Here is an 8,000-nt window from a genome sequence, read left to right on the forward strand (position 1 = left end):
AAAAAATTCCAGCCAAAGCTTGGAATTTTTAACTGCTTATTACACCTTTGCTTGAATCTCATGCATTTGAGCATATACTCCACCACGTGCAACCAATTCTTCATGTTTCCCATGTTCAATAATTCGACCTTGATCTAAGACAAGAATCTGGTCTGCATTTTGAATGGTAGAAAGTCGGTGAGCAATAATAAAGGTTGTCCGACCTTCTTTCACCACTTCCATAGCATGTTGAATAATTTCTTCCGTCTCCGTATCAATATGAGAAGTTGCTTCATCCAATATCAGAATTTTAGGATCAGAGTAGAGTGTCCGCGCAAAGGCAATCAACTGACGTTCCCCACTTGAAAAGGCCGCCCCCTTCTCAACAACTGGTTCATCAATCCCTTTCTCTAAGCGAGATAGCATAGGCCCTGCACCAACTTTTTCTAGCGCCTGCATGATTCTGGTTCTATCTGCTTCCTCTTCATTCATGGAAACATTGCTGGCAATCGTCCCTGTAAAGAGATAGGGATCTTGCAAAACAATCCCCATGTGACTGCGCAGGCTTTCACGGGAATAATCACGGATGTTTTTCCCATCAATCAGTACACGTCCCTCCTGTGGATCATAGAAACGATAGAGGAGGTTCATAATAGAAGACTTACCAGACCCGGTATGCCCAACCAGAGCAACTGTTTCTCCTTTTTCTGCCCGAATGGTAATATCTTTCAAAACTGGTCTGTTTTCTTCATAGCTAAAGTTCACGTGTTCAAACACGACTTGCCCTTGTTCAACTTCCAAAATACGATCACAGTCGTCCTCCACCTCTTCTTCTAGAAGGGCCATTAGACGCTTACCTGTTTCAAAAGAGCGAAGCATATTTGGGAACTGTTGAACCAGCGCTCCCAAAGCAATGAAGACTCCTTCGATATAGTTGACATAAACAAAGAGTTTCCCAGCTGTAACTCCATCCTGTCCCGCAAGAAATTGATAGCCGACTACCGTTAAAATCGCAGCAATGACCAAATTTTGCAGAAAACCACTCAGATTCCACGTGGCAAGAGACTGGGCCCAGATAATCTTATTATCTGCCCGACGCATCTTGTCAGCAGTCACTTCAAATTCTCTCATGATGCGCTCTTCTTGTCCAAAAAGTTGAATCAAACTTGCACCATTCATGGTCTCATTCACCTGCGTATTGACGTCACTCCTTGCATCATAAAAATCCTTCATTGGCTTGTCTGTCATTTTCTTGTAAGCAAATTGAATGCCGATATAGAGTGGTATTAAGAGTAACATCAGCCAACCGAGACTACTATTCATGTAAAATAGGACACCGTATGTAAAGAGCAAACGAACAATATTGTTAAAGGCATTAACTAAGGTCCCATAAAATTGTGTCCGCAGGGTTTCTGTATCATTGACAATTCTAGTTGCAATTTTTCCAGCAGGCTTATCATCAAAATAAGAAATAGGCAACCGTTGCATAACATCGTAGGCTTGATTACGCAGATTTTCAGCAATACGATTGGCGCAATGCATGAGTAAACGCATAGATAGGTAGAAGCCAATAGCTCCCAGAATAATCATTCCCATGTATTGAGCTGACTGGTTTAAAAAAACAGCTTCATCAAAGGGCAACCCCTTGCTTAAATCTGTAATCGGTCCATCAATCGCCTGCTGAATCAGCAGAGGAGCCAATCGAACCATGGTCGAAGCCAATAGATAGAAGCCGACAGCTACTATAAATAGCCACTTAACACGACCGATTTGTTTTAATAAAAAACCTAAAATAGTCATTACTCTCCTCCTTCCTGGCTTTGTTGTCGTTGGTATTGTTCATAGTACCAACCTCTTTGGGCAAGCAAATCAGCTGGACGCCCTTCCTCAACGATACGCCCCTCATCCAAGACTAGTACCCAATCTGCATGGTTGACAGCAGATAGACGATGGGTCACGATGACATTGGTTTTTCCTGCACGTTCTTTTTGAATATTTTGGATAATCTGGCGTTCTGTCCGAGCATCCACTGCCGACAAAGAATCATCTAGAATCAGCAAATCTGGCTCTCGCAGGAAAGCACGGGCAATGGAAATCCGTTGTTTCTGACCGCCAGAAATAGACACACCACGCTCACCAATCATGGTATCAAGACCATCAGTCATCCGTTTTAAATCTTGACTAAAAGCTGCTGTGGCAATGGCTTGTTCAATCTCCTCAGAGCTACTAGCTACTTTCCCTAGGGAAATATTTTCTCCAACAGACCTTGAAAACAAAATGTGTTCTTGTGGAACATAGCCAATTTTTTCCTCTATACTAGAACGTTTAAAGTCTAAAACAGATTGATGATTGATGAAAAAATTTCCCTGACCAATCGGATACTGGCGTAAGAATTGGCGAACCAAGGTCGTTTTTCCCGAACCAGTTTTCCCAACGATACCTACAGTTTGCCCTGCTTTCAGTGTCCAATTGATGTCCTGTAGGCTGGCTCTTTCCGCCTGTGGATAACTAAAGCTATAATTTTTGAAGGAAATACTAGACAGCTCTGCAATTTCCTTAGAACCATCAGCCTCCAAATCATCCCCCGTCTCAATCAGCTCTTGCAGTTTTTCGAAAGATGTCTTACCAGTCTGATAAACAAGGATGAAATCTGCTAGTGTCCAAAACGGCTCTAAAAGCGAACCGACATACAATTGAAGGGCAATTACTTGTCCCAAGGTCAGTTGCCCTGCTTTCACGGCCTGTGCCCCCATGAGAAGTACGAAAATAGTAGACAATCCCAAACAGACTGTGGCTAATGGATTATACAATGATTGCAAGGAAGTGATGCGATCCCCACCTTGAGCCAATTGCTTGGTACGAGCTTGAAATTGAGCCTTTTGATTTGCTTTTTTACTATAAGCCCGAGTCACTCGAATGCCTTCGATGACCTCCAAAACTTCATTATTGAGCTGGGCTACAGCTTCTCTATTGGCATCAATCGCCTTATCTTGTTTTCTCCCGATAAAAAATATACATAGTGTCATGAACAGCATCGGTAGTAAAGCTACTAGCGAAATTTTCCAATCAATAAAGAACATCGTGGGAATGATAAAAGCCAACATACCGCCTGCATAGACGACTATCATAAGACCGTAACCCACCATCTCCATCAGGCCATCCACATCCGTTGAAAAACGAGTCATGACATCTCCTGAGCGGAATTTTTCATAAAATGGAGTCCGCATGGTCACTAATTTTTTAAAGGCACGTTGCTGCATATCAAACTTGAAATTGACAGAGGCCTGAAATAATTTCAGATGCCAAATGAAGGCTGTTGCATAGTTCAGCACTGTTACCAATAACAATAAGGTTATCTCCTGAACCAATATGGCCTGTGTTAATTCATTCTCGGTCAGTATATCGACCATCCGCTGAATGATTTGCGTTGGTAGCAAAAGTGTGGCGTCATAAATAATCAAGGTCACAGCAACCAATAGATAGAGCCACTTATGACGCTTGATATAGTCAAAAATTAATCGAAACATATATCTCCTTTACCCGTTGTGCTAGTTAATTCTAGCCAAATCAATCACAAAAAACGATACCACACGTTATTTGAGTGAATGATTTTGTTTCAATAAGACAGAATACTAAACTAATATGATTGCAAAAAGTTGGCAATCTTGTCATGTAACTGAATTCTATCGTTTAAAAATTCTTGGTGATCATTATCTAATAAACTAATATTTATCCCCCTATAACCATCTAGAAGTTCCATGACTAAATATAGCGTATCATAGCTCACATTGAATAATTTTTCATTCTCAGATAAATTGGATTGTCCACTATTCATTATTACAGCTTGTTCCTGTATTATTTTTAGCTCTGTCAAAAAATTGTTTTGTGCTTCTGTCATACAAACCTACTTCCTATATTTACCATTACTTATCTATTCTCTTTTGCTTAAAAGCAGTCCTACTGAATTTGGTATCAGTTTAAAATATTCCCTTGCTTACGCTTGATTAACTAGCACAACGGGTATCTCCTTTACAAATCTATAACCTACCATTTACCACTTTACTCAATAAGCAACAATTGATAGACGTTATACTCAATGAAAATCAAAAGTAGCCTAGAAAACGATGTCGAAGATAGAACTGGAGTTCATCAAGGCAAGTTGACAACGGATAATTTTGATTTTCGAAGAGTATTACCTTTCTAAGCGCACAAAAAAGCCCAGGGAAGCATCTCACTCCACCTAGGCTTGCGTAAGTCCACAAAAATAGACCGAGCCTTGAACATGGTCGACAATTTTTATCACACCATGACCACAGTGCTTGATTGTCTCAATGTTTCAAAATATAGCCCACGAAAAACGACAAAAGTTCATCAATGAACTTTGTTTTCCTGCTTAGAAAGGAGTGTATGATAAAAAATAGCTTGCTGAATGACAAGTTGCTTGTTCATTTGTTTTACTCCTTTCATATTTCTAATCCCTATTCTACCATAATAAACATTCATGTCAAGGGATTTTTTTGACAATAAGGGCGAATTTAGGACAAAAATAAGAAAAAACCTTGTCAAACAAGGCCTCAGAACGTAGACAAACTCCTAAAAATATAAAAAATTGAAGAAGTTTGCGGAAGATAGCAAGTTATTAAACTCTTAGAAATATTGATATTTCGGCGTTTCTGAGAGTTTTTTATTTTCAACATAAAGAAAAAAGATTGAAGAAAATTGTCCAAAATGGACTTTTTCTTCAATCTGAAACCTTGTTAAACAAGGCCTTTCGATAGTATTCGATGCTAGTTGCCGGGATTGAACCGGCGACCTCATCCTTACCATGGATGCGCTCTACCGACTGAGCTAAACCAGCAGTACTTGACTAGTATATCATATCTCTAAAAAAAGTCAATGGATTTTTTGGAAATATTGAGAAAAATAAAGAGAGCTAAATTCCCAAAGTAAGTTCTAGTCTGTCTTAAAAACTGGAAATTAGACTGAGACTAAATTCTGTTGATGTTATGCAGTTGTCTCAGTGTAACTTCTGGAAGGACGGGAACTAGAACTTACTTTGAGAATTTACCCGAAAAATAAAGAAAAAAAGAGAAAATAAGCTATTCCTAAAAATTATCTGACACTTTTAAGGAATTGTGCTATACTATTGTTATAAAAATCACAAAGGAAACGATATGAAACTGCAAAACCTTCAAGTTGGACAATCTTATTTAGTCAAAGATTGTCTAACGCAAGATGATATTCGTAAACACTTAGCGCACTTGGGTTTAAAAGTCGGAGAAGAGATTCGCATCATTTCAAAAACCAAGACCAATGCAATTTTCCAAGTCAAGGCAAGCCGTCTAGCCCTAGACAGAGAAATTATTGAATCTCTGGTTTTAATAGAAAAGTCAGCTACGGAAATAATCAATCTATCTGAGGCACCTATTGGTAGCTCAGCTAAGGTTATGGACATCTATGCAACAGGTGCACTCCGTCGTCGCCTCATGGATATGGGACTTACAAAGAACACGCAGCTATTTCTCAAAAAAGTCGCTCCCCTGGGCGATCCAATCGAAATTACCTTGAGAGGATACGAGCTGACACTACGCAAATCCGAAGCGCAAATGATTGGTGTTCAAATCACAAGCGAGGTGAGGAAATGACAAAACACATCGCCCTTGCAGGAAATCCAAATAGCGGAAAAACAACTCTTTTCAACCTCCTAACAGGGACCAACCAACGTGTTGGTAACTGGCCCGGAGTCACCGTTGAAAGAAAATCTGGAACGATCAAAAAGCAAAAACATTTACTAATTCAAGATTTACCAGGTATCTACTCGCTGTCTCCCTACACACCAGAAGAACGGGTTGCCAGAGATTATTTGATAGCGGACCAACCAGCTGCTATCCTCAACGTCCTTGATGCAACAAACTTGGAGCGGAATCTCTATCTGACCTTGCAGTTATTAGAAATGGGACTTCCTATTGTTATCGCCCTCAATATGACAGACGCCCTGAAAAGTCAAGGCCGCTCAATAAACAGCGACCAACTCTCCTATCAACTGGGAGTTCCTGTACAGCCTATCAGTGCACTAAAAAAGCTAGGTATATCCCAGCTCCTCCATGAAGTAGAAAAAATTACCAATCAACAAGCCGAGCCAATCTATCCTCAGTATGACAAACAATTTGAAGCCGGTCTCGCCCAAGTTATTGACCTATTATCGGATTCCATCCCAAATCATCAAAAACGCTTCTACGCCATTAAGCTACTCGAACAAGACCAAGTCATTCTAGACCAATTGCAACTAAATGCACAAGACATGCTTGATTTGACCGAAATCATTGCCATTTTGGAAAAAATTTACGCAGACGATATGGAAGCCATTATCGTCAATCAACGCTACCAATTTATCGAGAAAATCACAGAACTGGTCACAAAAGACAGCGATAAGGCTTTTAACCTGTCTGATAACATAGACCGACTTGTTACCAATCGTTTTCTTGCCCTCCCTATCTTTGCGGCAGTCATGTGGCTGACCTACTTCCTGTCTATTCAAACGGTTGGTACAATGGGGACTGACTGGGTAAATGATGTCCTCTTCGGAGAGCTTGTTCCAGGTCTTATTCAGGAAAATCTAGATCGATTTGAAATCGCTGGCTGGCTACAATCTCTGGTCCTTGATGGCATTATTGCAGGATGTGGAGCCATTCTCGGTTTTGTACCACAAATTTTCGTCCTCTTCGTCTGCTTGGGAATCTTGGAAGACATCGGCTATATGAGCCGAGTCGCCTTTGTCATGGATAGGATTTTTAGGCGTTTTGGTCTATCAGGCAAATCCTTTATTCCCATGTTGATTTCCACAGGCTGTGGCGTTCCTGGAGTCATGGCAAGCCGGACTATTGAAAATGAACAGGACCGAAAAATCACCATTATGACAGCAACCTTCATGCCCTGTTCTGCCAAACTTCCTATCATTTCGCTGGTAGCCGGTGCTTTCTTTCCTGACAATCCTTGGATTGCTCCAAGCGCCTATTTTGTCGGTATGGCTGCCATCGTCCTATCCGGAATGGCACTAAAAAAGACCAAGCAACTTGGTGGAGTCGCAAGCCCCTTTATCATGGAATTACCATCTTATCACTTACCAAAACTCAGTACGGTTCTCCGATATGCATTCGATAAGGCACTTAGTTTTATCAAACGAGCTGGTACCATTATATTTGTGACCAACATCATTATTTGGTTCAGCAGTTCCTATAATTGGTCTTTACAAATGGTAGAAACAGATGAGAGTATCTTAGCCTCCATTGGACGCAGTTTTTCTCTCCTCTTTGCCCCACTTGGTTTCGGAAATTGGCGAGCAACTGTTGCTGCCATTACAGGTCTCTTAGCCAAGGAAACCGTCATTGCCACCTTTGGTATCCTCTATAAATTAGGAGAAACAACCGAAGAAAATCCCGAACTCTGGGGGCTGCTACAACAAGACTATACAGCATTGTCAGCTTACTCCTTCCTAGTCTTTAATCTCCTCTGTGCCCCTTGTTTTGCGGCTATTGGTGCCATTCACCGTGAAATGGGAGAAGCCAAGTGGACATGGATTGCTATCGGTTTCCAAACAGGTTTAGCCTATGCAAGTAGTTTGGTTATCTATCAGATTGGTCTTGTACTTATCTACGGACAATTACCAACCGTCTGGACATTTATCGCTATCTTTCTAATTATCACAGCCATCTACAGCCTAATGAAAAAACCAGCCAATACTCTTCCAATCGTCACGCTAAAAACATTAGAAAAAGGAGAATATTGATGCCCACACTTATCCTCTTTCTCATCATCGTCATCTTATTTTCTCTTGCTATTCGCAGTCTCATCAAAGAAAAAGGATCCTGCGGAGATTGTTCCTGCGACTGTGCTATTAAGCAAGAAATGAACGAATCTTCTCACCATAGACATCCATAACAAAAAGGGAGTGGGAAAGAACTCGACCAAGATAAAAAGAGTTCGTCTTCCCACCCCCGCACAGTTGATTAGGCCAGATTTGG

6 protein-coding genes and 1 tRNA gene are annotated in these 8,000 nt (G+C 40.8%); 3 read left to right on the forward strand and 4 right to left on the reverse strand.

The features are described 5' to 3' along the window. Positions 1 to 39: 39 nt before the first annotated feature. From P7J58_RS04600 to P7J58_RS04615, 4 genes are all read right to left on the reverse strand, one after another. Complete coding sequence (locus tag P7J58_RS04600; RefSeq protein WP_408555782.1) at positions 40 to 1,779, reverse strand: ABC transporter ATP-binding protein; 1,740 nt, start codon at positions 1,777 to 1,779, stop codon at positions 40 to 42. Further along, positions 1,779 to 3,506: an ABC transporter ATP-binding protein gene (locus tag P7J58_RS04605; protein WP_408555783.1), complete on the reverse strand. Its 1,728-nt coding sequence runs from the start codon at positions 3,504 to 3,506 to the stop codon at positions 1,779 to 1,781. The genes P7J58_RS04600 and P7J58_RS04605 overlap by 1 nt, the downstream gene beginning before the upstream one ends. Positions 3,507 to 3,616: 110 nt before the next feature. Continuing rightward, positions 3,617 to 3,877 (reverse strand): hypothetical protein, encoded by a 261-nt coding sequence (locus P7J58_RS04610; protein WP_024378611.1) that lies wholly within the window; start codon positions 3,875 to 3,877, stop codon positions 3,617 to 3,619. Positions 3,878 to 4,764: 887 nt separating this feature from the next. Continuing rightward, a tRNA-Thr gene (locus tag P7J58_RS04615) sits at positions 4,765 to 4,837 on the reverse strand. Between the two features lie 316 nt (positions 4,838 to 5,153). Here P7J58_RS04615 and P7J58_RS04620 point away from each other — a divergent pair. The 3 genes from P7J58_RS04620 to P7J58_RS04630 are packed head-to-tail and all read left to right on the forward strand — an operon-like array spanning position 5,154 to position 7,917. Then, positions 5,154 to 5,624, forward strand: a complete 471-nt coding sequence (locus P7J58_RS04620; protein WP_014735592.1) for a ferrous iron transport protein A — start codon at positions 5,154 to 5,156, stop codon at positions 5,622 to 5,624. Beyond that, positions 5,621 to 7,765, forward strand: a complete 2,145-nt coding sequence (feoB, locus tag P7J58_RS04625) for a ferrous iron transport protein B (RefSeq protein ID WP_408555784.1) — start codon at positions 5,621 to 5,623, stop codon at positions 7,763 to 7,765. The genes P7J58_RS04620 and feoB overlap by 4 nt, the downstream gene beginning before the upstream one ends. Then, positions 7,765 to 7,917 (forward strand): FeoB-associated Cys-rich membrane protein, encoded by a 153-nt coding sequence (locus P7J58_RS04630; protein ID WP_172010497.1) that lies wholly within the window; start codon positions 7,765 to 7,767, stop codon positions 7,915 to 7,917. The genes feoB and P7J58_RS04630 overlap by 1 nt, the downstream gene beginning before the upstream one ends. Positions 7,918 to 8,000: the final 83 nt, after the last annotated feature.

The organism is Streptococcus suis, assembly GCF_046032535.1.
GTDB lineage: Bacteria > Bacillota > Bacilli > Lactobacillales > Streptococcaceae > Streptococcus > Streptococcus suis_AK.